Annotated in this window: 19 protein-coding genes, 1 riboswitch and 1 other annotated feature (1 of these 21 running past the window's edge); of the genes, 2 read left to right on the top strand and 17 right to left on the bottom strand. The window is 43.1% G+C overall.

Annotated features, from left to right (window positions below; genetic code table 11):
* Positions 1–156: 156 nt before the first annotated feature.
* Positions 157–337: riboswitch (Lysine riboswitch) on the bottom strand.
* A 157-nt stretch (positions 338–494) separates the two neighbouring features.
* Positions 495–890: a DUF3888 domain-containing protein gene (locus tag EP737_RS16775; protein ID WP_129729121.1), complete on the bottom strand. Its 396-nt coding sequence runs from the start codon at positions 888–890 to the stop codon at positions 495–497.
* A gap of 221 nt (positions 891–1,111) precedes the next feature.
* Between EP737_RS16775 and EP737_RS16780 the strand changes: the two genes are divergently transcribed.
* Together EP737_RS16780 and pssA are read left to right on the top strand one after the other, a co-directional pair.
* Complete coding sequence (locus tag EP737_RS16780; RefSeq protein ID WP_129729176.1) at positions 1,112–2,998, top strand: LTA synthase family protein; 1,887 nt, start codon at positions 1,112–1,114, stop codon at positions 2,996–2,998.
* A 227-nt stretch (positions 2,999–3,225) separates the two neighbouring features.
* The gene (pssA, locus tag EP737_RS16785; protein ID WP_129729122.1) at positions 3,226–3,927 is read left to right on the top strand and encodes a CDP-diacylglycerol--serine O-phosphatidyltransferase; all 702 of its coding nucleotides are present in this window, start codon (positions 3,226–3,228) and stop codon (positions 3,925–3,927) included.
* A 5-nt stretch (positions 3,928–3,932) separates the two neighbouring features.
* Here pssA and EP737_RS26595 read toward each other — a convergent pair whose 3' ends face one another.
* The 16 genes from EP737_RS26595 to ilvB form a co-directional block, all read right to left on the bottom strand.
* Positions 3,933–4,067 carry a hypothetical protein gene (locus EP737_RS26595; RefSeq protein ID WP_281278903.1) on the bottom strand — a complete coding sequence of 45 codons (135 nt, stop codon included), beginning with the start codon at positions 4,065–4,067 and terminating at the stop codon, positions 3,933–3,935.
* 255 nt (positions 4,068–4,322) lie between these two features.
* The gene (locus EP737_RS26305) at positions 4,323–4,646 is read right to left on the bottom strand and encodes a phosphoribosyl-ATP diphosphatase (protein WP_246040288.1); all 324 of its coding nucleotides are present in this window, start codon (positions 4,644–4,646) and stop codon (positions 4,323–4,325) included.
* A 12-nt stretch (positions 4,647–4,658) separates the two neighbouring features.
* Positions 4,659–4,964 (bottom strand): phosphoribosyl-AMP cyclohydrolase, encoded by a 306-nt coding sequence (gene hisI / locus EP737_RS26310; RefSeq protein ID WP_246040289.1) that lies wholly within the window; start codon positions 4,962–4,964, stop codon positions 4,659–4,661.
* Positions 4,961–5,719, bottom strand: a complete 759-nt coding sequence (gene hisF, locus EP737_RS16795) for an imidazole glycerol phosphate synthase subunit HisF (RefSeq protein ID WP_129729123.1) — start codon at positions 5,717–5,719, stop codon at positions 4,961–4,963. The genes hisI and hisF overlap by 4 nt, the downstream gene beginning before the upstream one ends.
* On the bottom strand, positions 5,713–6,432 hold the full coding sequence (hisA, locus tag EP737_RS16800) for a 1-(5-phosphoribosyl)-5-[(5-phosphoribosylamino)methylideneamino]imidazole-4-carboxamide isomerase (RefSeq protein WP_129729124.1): 720 nt from the start codon (positions 6,430–6,432) through the stop codon (positions 5,713–5,715). The genes hisF and hisA overlap by 7 nt, the downstream gene beginning before the upstream one ends.
* Complete coding sequence (hisH, locus tag EP737_RS16805) at positions 6,405–7,034, bottom strand: imidazole glycerol phosphate synthase subunit HisH (protein WP_129729125.1); 630 nt, start codon at positions 7,032–7,034, stop codon at positions 6,405–6,407. Before hisH ends, hisA begins: the two co-directional genes overlap by 28 nt.
* A 1-nt stretch (position 7,035) precedes the next feature.
* Positions 7,036–7,623, bottom strand: coding sequence for an imidazoleglycerol-phosphate dehydratase HisB (hisB, locus tag EP737_RS16810; RefSeq protein WP_129729126.1), 588 nt, complete (start codon positions 7,621–7,623; stop codon positions 7,036–7,038).
* On the bottom strand, positions 7,620–8,921 hold the full coding sequence (gene hisD, locus EP737_RS16815; protein WP_129729127.1) for a histidinol dehydrogenase: 1,302 nt from the start codon (positions 8,919–8,921) through the stop codon (positions 7,620–7,622). The genes hisB and hisD overlap by 4 nt, the downstream gene beginning before the upstream one ends.
* Before the next feature lie 12 nt (positions 8,922–8,933).
* Positions 8,934–9,569 (bottom strand): ATP phosphoribosyltransferase, encoded by a 636-nt coding sequence (hisG, locus tag EP737_RS16820; protein ID WP_129729128.1) that lies wholly within the window; start codon positions 9,567–9,569, stop codon positions 8,934–8,936.
* Positions 9,545–10,807, bottom strand: a complete 1,263-nt coding sequence (locus tag EP737_RS16825; protein WP_129729129.1) for an ATP phosphoribosyltransferase regulatory subunit — start codon at positions 10,805–10,807, stop codon at positions 9,545–9,547. Before EP737_RS16825 ends, hisG begins: the two co-directional genes overlap by 25 nt.
* A gap of 687 nt (positions 10,808–11,494) precedes the next feature.
* Complete coding sequence (leuD, locus tag EP737_RS16830; protein ID WP_129729130.1) at positions 11,495–12,061, bottom strand: 3-isopropylmalate dehydratase small subunit; 567 nt, start codon at positions 12,059–12,061, stop codon at positions 11,495–11,497.
* Positions 12,039–13,433, bottom strand: a complete 1,395-nt coding sequence (leuC, locus tag EP737_RS16835; protein WP_129729131.1) for a 3-isopropylmalate dehydratase large subunit — start codon at positions 13,431–13,433, stop codon at positions 12,039–12,041. Before leuC ends, leuD begins: the two co-directional genes overlap by 23 nt.
* Positions 13,433–14,503 (bottom strand): 3-isopropylmalate dehydrogenase, encoded by a 1,071-nt coding sequence (gene leuB / locus EP737_RS16840; protein ID WP_129729132.1) that lies wholly within the window; start codon positions 14,501–14,503, stop codon positions 13,433–13,435. The genes leuC and leuB overlap by 1 nt, the downstream gene beginning before the upstream one ends.
* Positions 14,504–14,820: 317 nt before the next feature.
* The gene (ilvC, locus tag EP737_RS16845) at positions 14,821–15,828 is read right to left on the bottom strand and encodes a ketol-acid reductoisomerase (RefSeq protein WP_129729133.1); all 1,008 of its coding nucleotides are present in this window, start codon (positions 15,826–15,828) and stop codon (positions 14,821–14,823) included.
* A gap of 20 nt (positions 15,829–15,848) precedes the next feature.
* Positions 15,849–16,364 carry an acetolactate synthase small subunit gene (ilvN, locus tag EP737_RS16850; RefSeq protein ID WP_129729134.1) on the bottom strand — a complete coding sequence of 172 codons (516 nt, stop codon included), beginning with the start codon at positions 16,362–16,364 and terminating at the stop codon, positions 15,849–15,851.
* The gene (gene ilvB, locus EP737_RS16855; RefSeq protein WP_129729135.1) at positions 16,361–18,058 is read right to left on the bottom strand and encodes an acetolactate synthase large subunit; all 1,698 of its coding nucleotides are present in this window, start codon (positions 18,056–18,058) and stop codon (positions 16,361–16,363) included. The genes ilvN and ilvB overlap by 4 nt, the downstream gene beginning before the upstream one ends.
* A gap of 67 nt (positions 18,059–18,125) precedes the next feature.
* Positions 18,126–18,296, bottom strand: a binding site (T-box leader) (it continues 57 nt past the right edge of the window).

Genomic DNA, 18,296 nt, shown 5'->3' on the forward strand with positions numbered 1-18,296 from the left:
CAAAAGAAAAGGAAACAGTGAAGCTAAGAACACAATCCATTTTATTTGTATAAACAAAAAACGCGCCGAACTGCTATGTTCACACGCGTTTCTTACAGAAAATGACTACTTCAAACTATGCGCCCTACATATTTTCATATAAGAAACCGCATCAGCATCTCTAATAGCTCCTCACAAGACGTACTTGTGACAGTTCCACACTTATTCAGTGCAGACCCAGCAACAAAACATGGCAGCTGTTTTGCCGCTTCGGCAGTTACCCCTTTCGCGCTGCGCTCTTTAATCCTACCCGACTTCACACAGCCTACTCTTGACTCCTGCAGCCTCTATTCGCGAGAACAGATGAGGCCGTTGTATTTATTTTTGCTGATATTAAAGATAGCAGAGAAAAATGTACATTGTCAAATACTTTTTCAGCAACTCATTCACATTTATGTAGAAAAGTGAAATATTATGCAGTCCTTCAAGAAGCAGGCACAAAGGTCCTCTCATTCCTACACTGGCTTTCGGCATGCCAAATTTGTGCTATCAGGCAATCGCGTTAGCTTCGTGCTTTTCACCTCCCATTCCCCCTGTTCATTATCAAACGTAATCCTTACCTTCTCAAAGGGAGGCTCCGGCTTTCCCTGCGGCTTCTGATGATATGTAATCACCTCAATGGAGGATTGAAACAGATACGTACCACTGTAAAGCTTCTTCATCTCTACAATTTTCGGACAATCATACTTCTTTTGCTCTCCATAAGACTTTCGAATTGCCTCATTGATTTGCGGAAATAACACAGAAAAAAAAGCATCCTCCAGCATAGGAAATGATGGCGCACTCGCCAATGCGGCCGAACTGCTGTATAGGAAAAAGCATGTGACTGCAGCACACATTCGTTTGTTCATCTTCTCCCTCCAAACTGTCGTATCCGTAAATATTGTACCCAATCTATATTTTTTCATAGAAGTGTCCAAAATCATCCACAACACCTGTTTGTTTTTATATAATAATTAACGTAATAAAGACAATATAAAGCAAGGCATTATGAATAGAGCATGTCCCTGCTTACATATATATGTATACAAATAAAGAATATATTTGCTAGCCTTCATCGGAGAGGAGCTTGATCATGAATACATTATTTAGGAAGGTGCGCTTTACCCTTTTGGCAGCCACTCTTCTTTGGCTAAAGACGTATGTAGTATATAAGCTTGCGTTTGATATAAACATTGAGAACGCATTTGAGGAAGCCATTCTCTTTCTTAATTCGATTAGTACACTTCTACTGTTTTTGGGGATTGCTCTATTAACTGATACATACCGAAACGTCTATGTTATACTCATTAGCTTTCTTTTATCTGTATTATTGTTTTCAAATGCAATATTTTATGGCTTCTTTAATGATTTTGTAACATTACCTGTTGTATTTCAAACAAATAATATGGCTGACCTTGGCACAAGTATCCGTGAGTTGATGACATACAAAACATTATTTATGTTTGTTGACCTCTTCATTTTGCTATTTGTTTCTCGAAGGTTCCCACGCTTTGCCGATGTCTCTCCTCTTACAAAAAAAGAAAAATCTATTTATTTTCTGGGGGCGGCTTCGTTGTTTTTATTCCATGTAACGGTGGCTGAAGTCTATAGGCCTCAGTTATTTGCGCGTTCATTTGATAGAAAAATGATTGTCAAAAATCTCGGTCTTTACACATATCATCTCTATGATATTGTTCTGCAATCCAGATCATCCGCACAGCGAGTGTTTGCAAGCAGCAATACGTTTGCAGAAATTGAAAACTACGTAAAAGTAAAGGACAAGGGAAGCAATCCAGCTATGTTTGGTGTTGCCAAAGGGAAAAATGTGATTTTAATTTCCATGGAATCCACGCAAAGCTTTGTCATTAATCGAAAAATAAACGGTGAGGAAATTACGCCATTTCTAAATAGCTTTATAGAAGAAAGCTACTATTTTGATCAGTTTTATCATCAAACAGGACAAGGTAAAACATCGGATGCTGAGTTTACTATCGAAAACTCGCTTTATCCACTTGATCGTGGCTCCGTATTTTTTACACATTTTAACAATGAATATACAGCAACACCTGAAATACTAAAAGATTACGGTTACTTTTCAGCTGTGTTCCACTCTAATGATAAAACATTTTGGAATCGCGATCTCATGTATCCATCACTTGGATACGACCGCTATTACCATCAACAGGATTTCGTTGGTACGCAGCAAAATTCCGTCGGCTGGGGACTGAAAGACAAAGACTTCTTTACACAATCCATCTCGTATTTAAAGGAGCTGCCACAGCCATTTTATACAAAGTTTATTACGCTAACCAATCATTTTCCATTTACCATTGACCCGAAGGACCGTCTCATTGAGGAGTATAATTCAGAGAGTGAGATTGTCAATCGATATTTCCCGACCGTACGGTATACAGATGAAGCAATAAAATATTTTGTCCAGCGTCTGAAAGAGGAAGGACTGTATGACAATACAATCATTGTCATTTATGGAGATCATTACGGTATTTCTGAAAACCATAATGCAGCTATGGCACAGTTTCTTGGCAAAAACGAAATCACACCTGTTGATTCGATGCAGCTGCAGCGTGTTCCGCTGATCATCCATATTCCAAAGCAGTCCGGGCAAACTATTTCCAAGGTATCTGGACAAATCGATGTAAAGCCGACTCTCCTTCATCTGCTTGGAGTTTCAACAACGAACAGCACGGAATTTGGAACAGACCTGTTTATTAAAGAGAAAGATCCGCTTGTTGTTATGCGCGATGGCAGTTTCATCACAAATGATTACGTATATACAAAAAATATTTGCTACGCGAAACAGACAGGTGTGCCGATTGAAGAACAACTATGCGAACCATATAAACAAAAAACCAAAATTGAGCTGAGGAATTCAGATAAGCTTATTTACGGAGATTTACTTCGTTTCGATCCTAGCAACAAACGAAATACAGGAACGATGACAACAATATTAGAGTAATTATGACGATCTGCTTGCTGTGGGGCAAAAAAGAAGGGACGTAACATCCCTTCTTTTTTGTCCTATATACAACCTTTATCTTCATATTTTACTATAAACAATAAATTGAATCCTTTTTTCCATTAAGGGAATTTTATGGTATGAGATTCTAAAAGTGTGTTATGATAAGTTGAACAAACTGTTGTACACCAAAGAAAAAAATTAAAAAGAAAGCAAGGGATCACACATTGTACAGAGCAGCCATTCCGAATTTATTTACACTCGGAAATTTATACAGCGGTTTTCTATCTATCGGCTACGCATCTATTGGGCATTACAGGTCAGCTGCCATTCTCGTCTTAATTGGCATGATGCTCGATAGTCTCGACGGACGGATTGCCCGCTTGCTGCGAGTTGATTCCCCTCTTGGAAAAGAATTGGATTCTCTCGCAGATGTAGTGACATTTGGAGCAGCACCTGCCCTCTTAATGTACTATACCTCTTTTTCACAATACGGTGTTGCCGGATTGTACATAGCCGGACTGTTTCCGTTATTTGGTGCGTACCGCTTAGCTCGTTTTAATGTAACAGCAACTGCAACATCCTTAAAGTATTTCACAGGTGTTCCAATTACAGCGGCAGGGGGAATTGTAGCATTTCTCACATTATTTTCTCGCGTGATTCCAAACATTGTACTCATTCTCATTTTTATCATCTTTGCTATCTTGATGGTAAGCCGCATTCAAATTCCAAGCTTAAAGGATATACCAATTCCAAAATATAGCATCATTGTCACACTATTTTTGATTGCAATTATTTTCACCTTGTATAAACGAGAGATAAACCGCATGCCAGAATTTTTGTTCATTGCTATTCCTCTCTACATTCTTTACATGCTATCGCAGTTTTTACGACGCAGACATTTTGAAAAGAGTAGCAATAAAAAATAATCCCCTCACGCGAGGGGATTATTTTTATTGCTATCTTGCGTATTGCTTTTATTGTTCTTTTTCGTAGTTGTATCTTTTTCTGTACCGTAATGATAGTTAGTCAATTTACCCGTATCTCTGTACTGCTCATTTTCGCTCATACATAATTGCCTCCTTCGTGATACTGCGCTCTTAGTTTAAACCAAAACCGCTAGTTCACGAATGGCATTATTTCCCTATCGCTGCAATACAGATTGCTCAGGCGGCTTCATAATCCGTTTGCGTTTTTCAAACGTTGCAATCTCCGTAAAGCCATGACGAAGCAATGTTTCCACATTTTGTGCCACATAGCTGCCGGTATCATCTGGGTAGTGTGAATCAGAGGAAACTGTAATCGGAACCTGGTGCTTCGCCGCCTACAGGCTCTCGATTTCTTTTCGATCTGCTGTCTTAGACAGCTTTCCTTGCCTGCGCTCTAGCTCCTTCTTTACGTCCTCAAGCGCAATCCCCTTCTCAGCAAGGAGAACAAGGCAATGAAAAGTTAAATCGGCAATTTCATACACGAGCTCTTCCTTATCATTATTTTTTGCTGCAATTAGAACCTCGGTAGCTTCTTCGCCTACTTTTTTTAAGATTTTATCTTCGCCTTTTGTAAACAAGTAATTTGTGTACGACTCCGCTACTGGATTGTTTTTCCGGTCTACAATAGTTTCGTACAATGCACGCAGTATATCTGTCATTTTCTTTTCCTCCTATAGCACCTTCGTAAAGAAACAAGTGCGGCTTCCCGTATGGCATGCCGGTCCAATTTGATTTACACGCACAAGCAGTGTATCTTGGTCACAATCCAAGTACATTTCTTTTACATGCTGAAAATGCCCAGACGTTTCTCCTTTATTCCACAATTTATTGCGGGAACGGGAAAAAAACCATGTTGTTTTTGTTTCTAATGTTTTAGCATAGGATTCTTCATTCATATAGCCGAGCATGAGCACATCATTCGTTGTATCATCAATAATAACAGCAGGCAATAGTCCTTTAGAGAAATCCGGCTTCATCGTCTCACCTCAATGCGCGCCTTGGCAAGTTCTTCCTTTGTTTCTGCAATCGTCGTTTCTCCATAATGATAAATCGACGCTGCTAATGCTGCATCCACTGATGTTTCCTGGAATACTTCTACAATATGACCATTATTGCCGCAGCCGCCCGATGCAATGACTGGGATTGTAACCGCCTGGCAAACAGCCTCCGTTAATTCTAAATCATAGCCTTGCTTTGTACCATCTGCATCCATGCTTGTCAGCAAGATCTCACCCGCACCAAGCTCTTCCGCCTTTTTTGCCCACTCTAGTACGTCAAGGCCCGTATCGATACGACCGCCGCTTACAAACACATTCCACTTACCGTCAGAAACGCGCTTTGCATCAATCGCTACGACGATACATTGTGCTCCAAAATGCTCAGCACCCTCTGCAATCAGCTGTGGATTACGAACCGCTGCAGAGTTTAGGGAAATTTTGTCCGCACCGGCGCGCAAGAGATTATACATCTCTTCAACTGAGCCAATGCCGCCGCCAACTGTTAATGGAATAAATACTTCAGCTGCAGTGCGCTCTACAACGTCAATCATCGTTTTGCGTCCTTCATGCGTTGCTGTAATATCTAAAAATACAAGTTCGTCCGCTCCAGCCCGGTTGTAAATTTCCGCAATCTCCACTGGATCCCCAACGTCTGCTAGCCCGACGAAATTTACACCCTTTACCACGCGTCCATTTTTCACATCTAAACAAGGGATAATGCGCTTCGTTAACATACTGCCACCGCCTGCAGTGCTTCTTCTAGCGCGAATTTCCCTTCGTATAAAGCTTTACCAGTAATCACACCATACAGGTTCATTTCATGTAAGTTTTTAATATCCTCTAGGGAGCTTACACCGCCAGATGCAACGATATCAACATTCACTGCATCCTGCAAAGCCTTAAGCTGCTCAAGATTTGGGCCTGTAAGTGTTCCATCTCGGGAAATATCAGTAAAAATAATTGTTTTTACTCCCATTTCCTCCATTTGCTTTGCAAGTGTGATGTAATGAACATCTGATACATCAAGCCAGCCTCTTGTCGCAACTAATTCATCCTTTGCATCAATGCCAACAACAATACGCTCCCCGTACTTGTCAAGAGCCTCCTGCAAAAATGCTGGATTTAAAAGCGCAGCTGTGCCGATAATAACACGTGATACACCAACTGATAATAATGCTTCAATTGTTTCCATCGAGCGAATGCCGCCGCCCACTTGAACAGGAATCTTTAATGTACGTGCAATACTTTCAATTACAGGTAAATTCGTTGGTGTACCATCTAACGCACCATCTAAGTCGACAAGGTGAAGGAATGGAGCACCTAATTTTTCAAATACAATCGCTTGCTCAAGCGGATTTTCGTTTACAACGGTTTCCTGTTGAAATTGTCCTTGATATAAGCGAACACAACGTCCATTTTTTAAGTCAATTGCTGGGAAGATGAGCATGTTTCGACCAACTCCTTAAAGTTTTGTAACATTTTTAATCCAACGTCGCTGCTTTTTTCCGGATGGAATTGTGCACCGTAAATATTTCCCTTTGAAACAACACCTGGTACAAACACACCATAGTCGCTTCCTGACACTATCACATCATTTGCTGTATCTGCATAAAAGGAGTGGACATAATATACATATGGATTTCCTGTAAGACCTTGCAATAATGGTGACTCTTGCTTCGTCTCTAACGCGTTCCAGCCCATATGCGGAATTTTGCGGCCTGCAGGCAGTTTACGTACTGTCCCCGGAAGTAAGCCAAGGCCCTCTGTAAATTCAATTTCCTCACTTGCCTCAAATAATAGCTGCATCCCTAGACAAATGCCTAACACCGGCTTGCCAGAGGCTGCTTGCTCTTTAATAAGAGAAATTAATCCGCGCTCCTCTAGCTCCTTCATTGCTTTCGGAAACGCACCAACGCCTGGCAAAACGATTCCGTCGCTTTGACGGATTGTTTCCGGGTTATCGGTAATTTCACATGTTACGCCAATATGCTCCAGTGCCTTTGAAACGCTGCGCAAGTTCCCCATTCCATAATCAATAATGGCGATCATATTACAACATTCCCTTCGTTGAATTGATGCCGGTAATCTTTTCATTAATCGCTACCGCTTCCGATAAAGCACGGCCGAATGCCTTAAACAACGCCTCAATTTTATGATGCGTGTTTGTTCCATACAGCACGCGCGCATGAAGTGTGATACCTGCATTAAAGCTAACAGCACGGAAAAATTCCTCTGTTAACTCAGTATCATATGTTCCAAGGCGGTGATTTGTAAGCTCTGCATCAAATACTAAAAACGGACGTGCGCTAATATCTAATGAAACAAAGCCCAATGCTTCATCCATTGGAACGTAGGACGTGCCATATCGATTAATTTGCTTTTTGTCACCAAGTGCTTCCTTGATGCACATCCCGATAACAATACCTACATCCTCTACTGTATGGTGAGAATCGATGTGTAAGTCTCCATTTGCCCGTACCTTTAGTCCAATACGTCCGTGTCTAGCAAAAGCTGTAAGCATATGGTCAAAAAAGCCGACCCCTGTCTCAATGCTCACTTCTGCTGGATTGTCTAAATCAATTGATACGGTAATATCTGTTTCTGATGTTACCCGTGAAAACTCTGCTGTCCGTGTCATTCATCTGCTCCCCCTTTTTCCTCAAAGCGAATCGAAATCGCACGCGCATGAGCCTGCAGACCTTCTTTTTCCGCTAAGATAACAATTTGATCCTTTACTTGCTCTAACGCCTCTCTTGTATACGATAAAAAGCTTGATTTTTTCACAAAATCATCAACGGATAGCGCGGAGAAAAAGCGCGCAGTTCCGCTCGTTGGCAGCACATGATTCGGTCCGGCGAAATAATCACCAAGCGGTTCTGGTGCGTACGGTCCAATAAAGATGGAGCCAGCATGCTGGATATCCGCAAGAGCCGTCATCGGCTCATGAATATGAAGTTCTAAATGCTCAGGAGCAATTTCATTGGATACCGCAAATGCTTCCTGCAGTGAATCCACGACAACAATTGCGCCGTTCGCCTCAATAGAGGCTCTAGCAATATCCGCACGCGGCAACTCCTGCAATTGTCGCTCTACTTCCTGCTTTACCTGCTGCGCAAGCTCCTTATGTGTTGTAATCAGAATCGCTGTCGCATTCGTATCATGCTCTGCCTGCGACAATAAATCCGCTGCAATAAACGATGCGTTTCCTGTTTCGTCGGCAATGACGACAATTTCAGACGGTCCCGCAATCATATCAATGTTAACAGCACCAAATACAGCACGCTTTGCTAGCGCTACATACATATTGCCTGGTCCAACAATTTTGTCAACGCGCGGAATCGATTCGGTTCCATACGCGAGCGCTGCGACTGCCTGTGCGCCGCCGATGCTGTAAATCTCATCTACACCTGCAATATGGGCAGCAGCTAAAATATGAGGGTTCACACCATCCTTTCCTGGCGGTGTCACCATCACAATCCGCTTCACTCCTGCAATTTTGGCAGGAAGCACATTCATTAATACAGAAGAAGGGTATGCAGCCGTACCACCTGGCACATACACGCCTACCGTATGAAGCGGTCGAATTAATTGTCCTCGTATAATACCCTTTGTATCTGCATCCACAAAGCCTTGTCGCTTTTGCTTCTCATGGTATGATACGATATTACGCTTTGCACCCTCTAAAGCTTCTAAAAAGGAGGAATCAACAGATTCTACTGCGCGTGCTATTGCTTCTGTTGAGACGCGAAATGATGCTAGCTCTACTCCATCGAATCGACTCGTATATTCACGCAGCGCTTCATCCTTACGCGTCTTGATATCTGTGATAATGCGCTCTACCGCTTCCGCTGCAGTTTTTTCCACTCGTCCCGCTTCTTCCCGAAGCACAGTCATATCATTTAGAATACTGGAAATATCTCCGTATAAAATTTTCAAGCTGCGTCCTCCTTACACCCGTGCTGACAGATGCTCTTCAATTTGCGTAATAATTGAAAACATCTCATCTTTTTTCATTTTTAAGGAAGCTTTATTTGCAATGAGACGTGCTGAAATATCGCAAATATCTTCAAAGACAATTAAACCATTTTCCCGTAATGTTGCCCCTGTTTCGACAATATCAACAATCGCATCTGCAAGGCCAAGAAGGGGGGCAATTTCTACAGAGCCTTCTATCTTGATAATTTCTACATCCTCGCCTTTGCGGCGGAAATACGCAGACGCAACATTTGGATATTTCGTTGCAATTGTTTTCTTTTTATAACTATCAGGGTTATAAGAAGGAATCGATGCCACGCTAAACTTACAACGGCCAATTCCTAAGTCTACCATTTCGTATAATTCCTTTTCATTCTCCATTATCACATCTTTTCCGACGATACCAATATCAGCAACACCATGCTCAACATACGTAAGCACATCGACTGCCTTTACGAGAATAAAGGAGACATTTGCGTTATGACTGTGAAAAACAAGCTTTCTTCCTTTATCCTTTAATTCCGAGCAATCAATACCGATTTTCTCGAGAAGTGGAACAATCTGCTTTTCCAGTCTCCCTTTTGTCAACGCGATTTGAATGTGACGCATGAGGTTTCTCCCTCCTTTTCCAGCTCCCATTTTTCTTTCCAAGCGTACTCCTTAAGCTTACCACCTGATGTATCAACGACAGCGGCAACCTTATTTGCTCTTGCAAAGCTAAATGTCTCCTCGAGCGAAGACATCATAGATAACTCGGTCTTTACACCTTCTTTAATGTATAAAGCGCGAAGCCTTTCTGCTTCTTCAATTGTTTCCAATGAATAATGGATCAGCACCTCTGTTGGTTCTTCTTTTGAAGGCGGATTCTGCTCCTTAAGCACCCGTACAATTTGATCTACCTCAAGGGCAAGTCCAGTCGCTGGAAGGGACTCTCCAAAGTGCTCCATTAATTCATCATAACGACCACCGCTTAAAATTTCATCTCCAACCTCATGGGCGTAACCACGGAAAATGACCCCAGTATAGTAATCAAGGTTTTGAATCATGCCTAAGTCTACGGATATGTAATGACCGTATCCTAGCCGTTCCACCGTTTCATATATATCACGAACGCGCTGAATCGCTTCCTTCATTTCTGCATTGGCAGCCAAACTCTCAGCTTCGTCAATCACGTCTAAACCGCCAAATAAGCGGGGCAAACGCTGAAGCAGCTGAACGGTTTCATCGTTTTGGTCAAATTTCTTCTCCTCTAAAAATTGAGAGAGTCCTGTATAGCTCTTGTTTTCGATATATTCACGTAAAATCGCCTCATCTTCCTCTGTTAAGGAAAGCTTTTTGACGATAGACTTGTAGAGTTTCACCTGACCAATCTCGATTTTGAATTGTGTGAGGCCTACATCCTGCAATGCTGTAATTGCGCTCACAATGCATTCAATCTCCGCACGCAAATTATCAACGCCAATAATTTCAATCCCAGTTTGCGTTAATTCATTGTACTTTCCTGTCATGCTTTTGTTCGCACGAAAAATATTTCCACTATATGTGAGCTTGAGCGGCGGCTTCATCATCGTAGAGCCTACTACCCGGGCAATTGGAATCGTCATGTCAGGACGAAGCACTAAAATACGACCGTGATGATCAAAAAATTTGTACATTTTTTCTTCATCTATTGGGCGATTACGGAAGGAAAACACATCATAAAACTCAATTGTTGGCGTACGCACCTCTTCATAACCACGCGATATAAACACACGGCGCAGGCGCTGTTCAATTTCTTCCTTTAATGTGCACTCTTCAAATAAAACGTCCCTCGTTCCGCTTGGATTTGCTCGTTTCCACTTTGTCATCAAAACACCCCTTATCTTTCGAAACGAAAGTTGCTACCTAAAAGATACAGAGGAACGAAAGGTATGTCAAATAGTTTCGAGCCGAAAGAAAGGAAAGAATGTCGGAATCTGTCCTGTAAAGAAAACTCGCCGACTGGCAAGCCCCGCTCCCCTGGTGAAGACAGAGGCGTAGTTGCGCCCTTATACTCCATTCCTAAAATTTATCGCTACGTCTAATTGGCATCTAGCTAGAAATTTATACTTTCCTAAAGTGTAAAAAAGTGGGCTTGACACATTCAGTCTCATCAAGGAAAAACGGACATGGTCCGCCCTTGCCCCTGCGGGAGAATATTCTTTGACACACAAGGCATTGTTTCCTTTTTATGACAAAAGTTATTCTACAGCTCAGAACAGGTCCGCATCCAAAAAGCTTTCTTATCTTTTAAAATATCCAGCACACAAAACGTGCAGTTCTACGAAGCCCACTCATAAAAAGTTCCCTTATGTTCCTCACGATCCAAGGTGCTCTTCTTCTTTGCATAGCCAAGAATCCTTTGCCGGATGGATCTAGGTTTATCAAAACAACCAGCTGATTGACAAGCCATTAGGCGAAGGCAGAAGTGTAATTGCACTTTGCTCCTAAAATTCCCTACAAGTGTAAAGAAAAACCTTCAATTGGCCTATGCCGCATTGAAGGTTTTCTACACTTTATACGCGTTGTTCGTACAGAGCGATTTCTTTCTCGTATTGAAGAGTAACAGCAATATCATCTAAGCCTTTTAACAGCTTTTCACGCCAAACCGGTTCAATAGAGAAAGAGAAAGTTTCATCTCCTGCTGTAACAGTTTGTTCTTCAAGGTTTACCTCAATCTCAACATCAGCAGCAAGAGAAGCAAGCTTCTTACGTGCAGATTCATCAAGAACAACCGGAAGAATTCTATTTTTTGTACAGTTCATATAAAAAATATCAGCAAAGCTTCCAGCAATAACCACTGAAAAACCATAGTCGGCTAACGCCCATGGCGCGTGCTCACGGGAAGAACCGCACCCGAAGTTTTCTCCAGAGACAAGAATCGTAGCGCCTTTTCGTTGGTTTAACGGAAATTCTGGATTATCGCTGCGATCATCCAGATAACGCCATTCATCAAATAAAAACTCACCAAAACCTGTACGCTCAATGCGTTTTAAATATTGCTTCGGGATAATTTGATCCGTATCAATATTATCATTCATTAATGCTACTACTGTTCCCTTATGCGTAAGAAACGGCTGCATGGTGCTCCTCCTTTCGAATGTCAACGAAACGTCCGTGTACAGCTGCTGCCGCAGCCATTGCTGGGCTGACTAGATGTGTACGTGCGCCTTTTCCTTGACGTCCTTCAAAGTTACGGTTAGAAGTAGATGCACAATGCTCACCTGCTGGCACTTGGTCTGGGTTCATTCCAAGACACATAGAGCAGCCTGCTTCACGCCATTCAAAACCTGCTTCAATAAATACCTCATGAAGCCCTTTTTTCATCGCTTCATTACGCACCTGCTTTGAACCAGGAACAACAAGAGCCCGCACTCCTTCTTTTACCTTTTTCCCTTTGATAAAGGAAGCTGCTTCCTCCAGGTCAGAAAGGCGAGAGTTTGTACAGGAGCCGATAAATACGTGCTGCACTTCAATATCCTCAACCTTTTGTCCTGGTGTAAGACCCATATATTCGTAAGCACGCTCATCATTCACATCAGCAGCTGGTGGAAGCACTGCATCTATACTTACACCCATGCCAGGATTTGTTCCCCAAGTCACGTACGGAGCAAGGTTAGATACATCCACAGTTACGTGGCGATCGTAGACAGCATCCTCATCTGTAAAAAGTGTTTTCCAGTCTTCTACAGCTTTTTCGAAATTCTCTGGAGCGAAAGGACGGCCTTTTACGTAACCGAATGTCGTTTCGTCAGGTGCAATCAATCCCGCTTTTGCCCCGCCTTCAATCGCCATGTTACAAAGCGTCATTCGCTCTTCCATCGTCATATTTTCAATTGCTTCTCCGTAGAACTCAATCACGTGCCCTGTTCCCATGGAAACGCCGTACATCGCAAGCAAATGTAAAATAATATCTTTAGAGTACACACCTTTTGCAAGCTTGCCTTTCAGTTCCACACCCATTGACTTTGGCTTCTTTTGCCAAAGCGCTTGTGTAGCTAATACATGCTCAACCTCGCTTGTCCCAATACCAAACGCCAGAGCGCCAAACGCACCGTGTGTAGAAGTGTGACTGTCACCGCAAACAATTGTTTTGCCCGGCTGAGTTAATCCAAGCTCAGGACCGATTACGTGAACAATCCCTTGGCGCTCGTCATCCATACCGGCAAGAGTCACACCAAATTCCTTACAGTTTGCGCTTAGCGTATCCATTTGCTTCTTCGCAATCTCATCTGTAATATTCCAAACATCCTTTGTCGGAACATTATGATCCATCGTAGCAAAAGTCAAATCAGGTCTTCTTACCTTACGGCCTGCAAGACGAAGCCCTTCAAACGCTTGTGGAGACGTTACTTCGTGGACAAGGTGAAGATCGATATAGATGAGTTCAGACCCGCCTTCAGTTTCCGCTACAACGTGACGTTCCCACAATTTATCGAACAATGTTTTTGCCATTATCTTCCCCTCCCAACTGGTGCTTGCTCCTCCATTGCCTCTAATACAGCATCAGTAAATGACACAGTTGTCTCTGTTCCACCTAAATCACCTGTACGACGGCCTGATCTTAATACAGAGGAGATTGCATTTTCAATCGCCTGTGCTTCTTCTCGTAAACCGAACGATTGCTCAAGCATCATCGCCACCGAGCGAAGCATCGCAATTGGATTTGCTTTACTTTGTCCTGCAATATCAGGAGCTGAACCGTGAATCGGCTCATATAACGATAAACCTGTTTCCGAATGGCTGGCAGACGGCAGCATGCCTAGTGAACCAGCTAATACTGAGGCCTCATCGCTTAAAATATCACCAAATAAATTTTCAGTTACAATTACATCAAAACGACCTGGATGAACGATCAGCTCCATAGCCGCTGCATCTACAAGAAGATGCTCAAGCTGTACATCAGGGTAACGCCCTGACACTTCCTCTGCAACTTCTCTCCACAGCTTACTGGACTCTAACACATTCGCTTTATCAATGGAAGTAACCTTTTTACGGCGTGTTTGAGCAAGCTGGAATGCATATTCTACAATTCTCTCAATTTCTTTTCTTGTGTACGTCAGCGTGTCCGTAGCTTGATCCGCTGTGCGCTCCTTCGGCTGAGAAAAATAAATGCCGCCCGTTAATTCTCGCACGACGACAAAGTGTACATCCTTCGCTGATTCTTCCTTGAGTGGAGATAAATACGCTACCGCTTCATCAACCTCTACAGGACGGACATTTGCATATAATCCAAGTGCCGAACGTAAAGCGAGAAGGCCTTTTTCCGGGCGCTCCGTTGCATTGTCCCATTTCGGACCACCAATTGCTCCTAATAACACTGCATCGCTAGCTAAACAAGCTTCTAACGTTTTAGCAGGAAACGGTTGACCACACTGGTCGATTGCCGCTCCGCCAAATGCTTCGTCTTGCAAATGAAAGCGATGCTCATAGAGACGTTCTGTTAATGTAAGTACCTTTTTGGCACTTTCCATAATTTCCGGGCCAATCCCGTCCCCAGCTAAACAAACGATTGTTTTTTCCATACATGCTCACTCCCTTACGATTTGACGACAGCTGCCAATCTGTTCAGTTTGCCCGCCGCATAAAGTACGCTCGCTTGGAAGCTTCCAGCATGTCCTGCGCTACTCCGAATCCAGAAAGACGTTTTTTCGTTTTATTCCAATTCAACGTGAATAGGCGCAAATGCGTTCGTACCGCAGCGAATTACTGCTTTAACCGCCTATGCCAAGAACAGATTATCCGTTCTTGGCACATGTTGGGCGGAAATTTGAACGTTCGGAAACAGCTACTATAACAATGCAGCTGCTTCACGAAGCGTGTGTATTACTTTTTTGTAGGATTAAACTCCCATTTTCACCTTTGGTTTTACGAATGGCATCATCGCACGAAGCTCGCGGCCTACTACTTCGATTTGGTGTTTGTTGTCCGCTTCGTTAATTGCATTGAAGTTTGGACGACCAGATTTATGCTCTTCGATCCATCCTTTTGCGAATGTTCCATCTTGAATGTCTTTTAAAACGTCTTTCATTGCAGCTTTTGTTGCATCTGTTACAACGCGGTGACCTGTTACGAAGTCGCCCCATTGAGCTGTATCAGAGATAGAGTAGCGCATGTTTTCTAATCCGCCCTCATACATAAGGTCTACGATTAATTTTAATTCATGTAAGCACTCAAAGTACGCAACCTCTGGTTGGTAGCCAGCTTCTACAAGCGTTTCAAATCCTGCTTTTACAAGCGCTGTTGTGCCGCCGCAAAGTACTGCCTGCTCACCGAAAAGATCTGTTTCTGTTTCTTCTTTGAATGTCGTTTCAAGTACACCAGCGCGAGTAGATCCGATTCCATCAGCATAAGATAATGCTTTTTCGCGTGCTGTGCCAGTTGCATCTTGGTATACAGCGAACAATGCAGGAACTGCTCCGCCTTCTACGAACGTACGGCGTACAAGATGTCCTGGACCTTTTGGAGCTACTAGGAATACATCTACATCTGCAGGAGGCTTGATTTCGCCGAAGTGAACGTTAAAGCCGTGCGCGAATACAAGCGCGTTGCCTGCTTCTAGGTTAGGTGCGATTTCTTGGTTGTATACGTCTCCTTGAAGCTCATCTGGAAGCAAGATCATGATTACTTCTGCTGCTTTTGCAGCTTCAGCTACTGTTTTCACTTCGAATCCGTCTTGCACTGCGATATTCCAAGATCTTCCTTGACGAAGACCGATGATTACATCAAAGCCATTGTCACGAAGGTTTTGCGCATGTGCGTGACCTTGGGAACCGTATCCTACGATTGCGATTGTTTTTCCTTTTAATACGTTAGTTTGTACTGCGTCTTGATAATAAACCTTTGCCATGTTAGTGGGCCTCCTAATAATTAGTTAATGAGCATTGCTTGTTGTTTTTCTTGCTTTTTCATGCTGCGAGTAAAAGCTGTAACGCCTGTACGGGCGATTTCTTTTAAGCCATATGGGCGCAGCAATTCAATTAAAGCTTCTACTTTGTCTTGTGTCCCCGTTACCTGTACAACGACAGAATCCTTGCCTACGTCAATAATGGACGCACGGAACGGTTCAACTAAGCTATATATTTCGGAGCGTGTCGCAACCGTAGTCGCTACCTTAATTAAGGCAAGCTCACGGGCGATCATCGATTCATCCGTAATATCTGTTACTTTGAGTACATCAATTTGTTTATTCAGCTGCTTTGTCAGCTGCTCCATTTGCTGTAGATCATCTACATGCACAACAATCGTCATGCGCGATACATCAGGAAATTCGGTATGACCTACGGAGATGCTTTCAATGTTAAATTGTCTTCTTGACATAACACCAGTGATGCGGTTTAGCACTCCGCTTTGGTTGCGGACTGTAGCTGTTACAATGCGCTTCATCCTTCTATTCCCTCCATTTCATGAACACCTTTACCCGGCGCAACCATCGGCATAACCTTCTCCGACTGGATAACACGGCAATCGATAAGCACCGGACCTGGATAGTCCATCGCTTCCTGCAACTGTTGCTTTAGGAGCGTAGGATCTTCGATGCGCACACCGTGAATGCCGTATGCAGCCGCAAGCGCAATGAAGTCAGGCTGGCTTTGAGGCAGGGAATGTGAATAGCGCTTTTGGTAGAATGACTCTTGCCATTGACGTACCATGCCGAGAGCTTCGTTATTAATAATCAAAATTTTAACAGGAAGATCATGATCTTTCAAAACACTTAGCTCCTGAAGCGTCATTTGGAAACCAGCGTCTCCAACAATCGCAACAACAAGCTCATCCGGTTTTCCAAATTGCGCTCCAATAGCGGCAGGGAAGCCAAAGCCCATCGTTCCTAAACCGCCGGATGTTACCCATTTGTCAGGGTTTTTGAACGGATAATATTGTGCAGACCACATTTGGTGCTGACCTACATCCGTTGTGATAATCGCATTTCCTCCTGTTATTTCATGAAGAGCTGCAATCGCTGCCTGCGGTTTAATTGCTTCATCAGTTTCTTTATAAGCAAACGGATATTTTTCTTTTCGATTTTGCTGTAAAACAAGCCATTCCATATGATTTGTCTTAGAGCCGCTCTTCTCAAGTAGTGCCTCTAGCGCAAGCTTCGCTGTTCCAACAATCGGAATTTGTGTTGGAACATTCTTGCTGATTTCAGCTGGATCGATATCAATATGAGCAACCACAGCATTTTGAGCAAAGTGTGCTAAATTTCCAGTTAAGCGATCATCGAAGCGTGCACCAATATTAATCAGTAAGTCACACTCATATAGTGCCATGTTTGCTGCATATGATCCGTGCATGCCGCCCATTCCAAGGAAGAGCGGATCTTCCGGCGGGAATCCGCCTAGGCCAAGCAATGTATGCACAACTGGAATTTGGTACATACGAGCAAAGCGTGTTAATTCTTCAGAAGCTTTTGCATGCAAGACACCCGCTCCTGCCAAAATAACAGGCTTTTCCGCTGTTTGTAATGCTTTAAGCAATTTAGCAATTTGCATGCGATTTGGCTCATAATTTGGCTGATATCCCGGCAAATTAATAGGAGCCTTCTCAAGCACTTCTCCAGCATCTGTTACCATATTTTTTGGCAAGTCAATCACAACAGGACCTGGACGCCCTGTAGATGCGATATGAAACGCCTCTTTGATAATACGCGGTAAGTCTGATACCTTACGCACTTGATAGTTGTGCTTTGTAATCGGTGTTGTTAAACCGATGATATCCGCTTCCTGGAATGCATCTGTTCCGATTACTGTTGACGCTACCTGTCCAGTAAAAACAACGAGTGGTAAAGAATCCATCATCGCATCCGTTAAACCAGTCAATACGTTCGTAGCACCAGGGCCGCTTGTCACAACAACTACCCCTGGCTTTCCTGTAACACGAGCGTATCCTTCAGCAGCGTGGATTGCTCCTTGTTCATGACGCGTTAAAATATGTGGAATTTCAAAGTCATATAAAGCATCGTAAAGAGGAAGAACCGCTCCTCCCGGATACCCAAAAATTACTTCTACGTTCTCCTCTTTCAGCGCCTCAAGCAGAAGCGCTGCCCCTGTAGCCATTTTTTCTTGAGTTTGTTGGGACATCGTTCTCAGGCCTCCTAACACCAAATTTTTCCAGCAAAAAAATCTCTCGCCCATACTTCAGCTATGCTGAAGGGACGAAAGATTTTCGTGGTACCACCCTTCTTCACAGGAATATAATCCTGCCTCAATGACTCCTATTGGAATCAAGCTTATAACGCAGCTACCGTCCAAGCCTACATAAGTTCAGCTTGGCGCTCAGGGGCGATGTTCATTGAGACGAACCGTCGGTTTTCACCAG

It is taken from the genome of Ectobacillus funiculus (assembly GCF_004138295.1).
Lineage (GTDB): Bacteria > Bacillota > Bacilli > Bacillales > Bacillaceae_G > Ectobacillus > Ectobacillus funiculus.

Bases quoted from the DNA above. Each gene is read 5' to 3' on its own strand.
- EP737_RS16775 (WP_129729121.1), bottom strand. From the start codon at position 890: ATGAACAAACGAATGTGTGCTGCAGTCACATGCTTTTTCCTATACAGC.
- EP737_RS26595 (WP_281278903.1), bottom strand. From the start codon at position 4,067: ATGAGCGAAAATGAGCAGTACAGAGATACGGGTAAATTGACTAACTAT.
- EP737_RS26305 (WP_246040288.1), bottom strand. From the start codon at position 4,646: ATGACAGATATACTGCGTGCATTGTACGAAACTATTGTAGACCGGAAA.
- hisI (WP_246040289.1), bottom strand. From the start codon at position 4,964: ATGAAGCCGGATTTCTCTAAAGGACTATTGCCTGCTGTTATTATTGAT.
- hisF (WP_129729123.1), bottom strand. From the start codon at position 5,719: ATGTTAACGAAGCGCATTATCCCTTGTTTAGATGTGAAAAATGGACGC.
- hisA (WP_129729124.1), bottom strand. From the start codon at position 6,432: ATGCTCATCTTCCCAGCAATTGACTTAAAAAATGGACGTTGTGTTCGC.
- hisH (WP_129729125.1), bottom strand. From the start codon at position 7,034: ATGATCGCCATTATTGATTATGGAATGGGGAACTTGCGCAGCGTTTCA.
- hisB (WP_129729126.1), bottom strand. From the start codon at position 7,623: ATGACACGGACAGCAGAGTTTTCACGGGTAACATCAGAAACAGATATT.
- hisG (WP_129729128.1), bottom strand. From the start codon at position 9,569: ATGCGTCACATTCAAATCGCGTTGACAAAAGGGAGACTGGAAAAGCAG.
- EP737_RS16825 (WP_129729129.1), bottom strand. From the start codon at position 10,807: ATGACAAAGTGGAAACGAGCAAATCCAAGCGGAACGAGGGACGTTTTA.
- leuD (WP_129729130.1), bottom strand. From the start codon at position 12,061: ATGCAGCCGTTTCTTACGCATAAGGGAACAGTAGTAGCATTAATGAAT.
- leuC (WP_129729131.1), bottom strand. From the start codon at position 13,433: ATGGCAAAAACATTGTTCGATAAATTGTGGGAACGTCACGTTGTAGCG.
- leuB (WP_129729132.1), bottom strand. From the start codon at position 14,503: ATGGAAAAAACAATCGTTTGTTTAGCTGGGGACGGGATTGGCCCGGAA.
- ilvC (WP_129729133.1), bottom strand. From the start codon at position 15,828: ATGGCAAAGGTTTATTATCAAGACGCAGTACAAACTAACGTATTAAAA.
- ilvN (WP_129729134.1), bottom strand. From the start codon at position 16,364: ATGAAGCGCATTGTAACAGCTACAGTCCGCAACCAAAGCGGAGTGCTA.
- ilvB (WP_129729135.1), bottom strand. From the start codon at position 18,058: ATGTCCCAACAAACTCAAGAAAAAATGGCTACAGGGGCAGCGCTTCTG.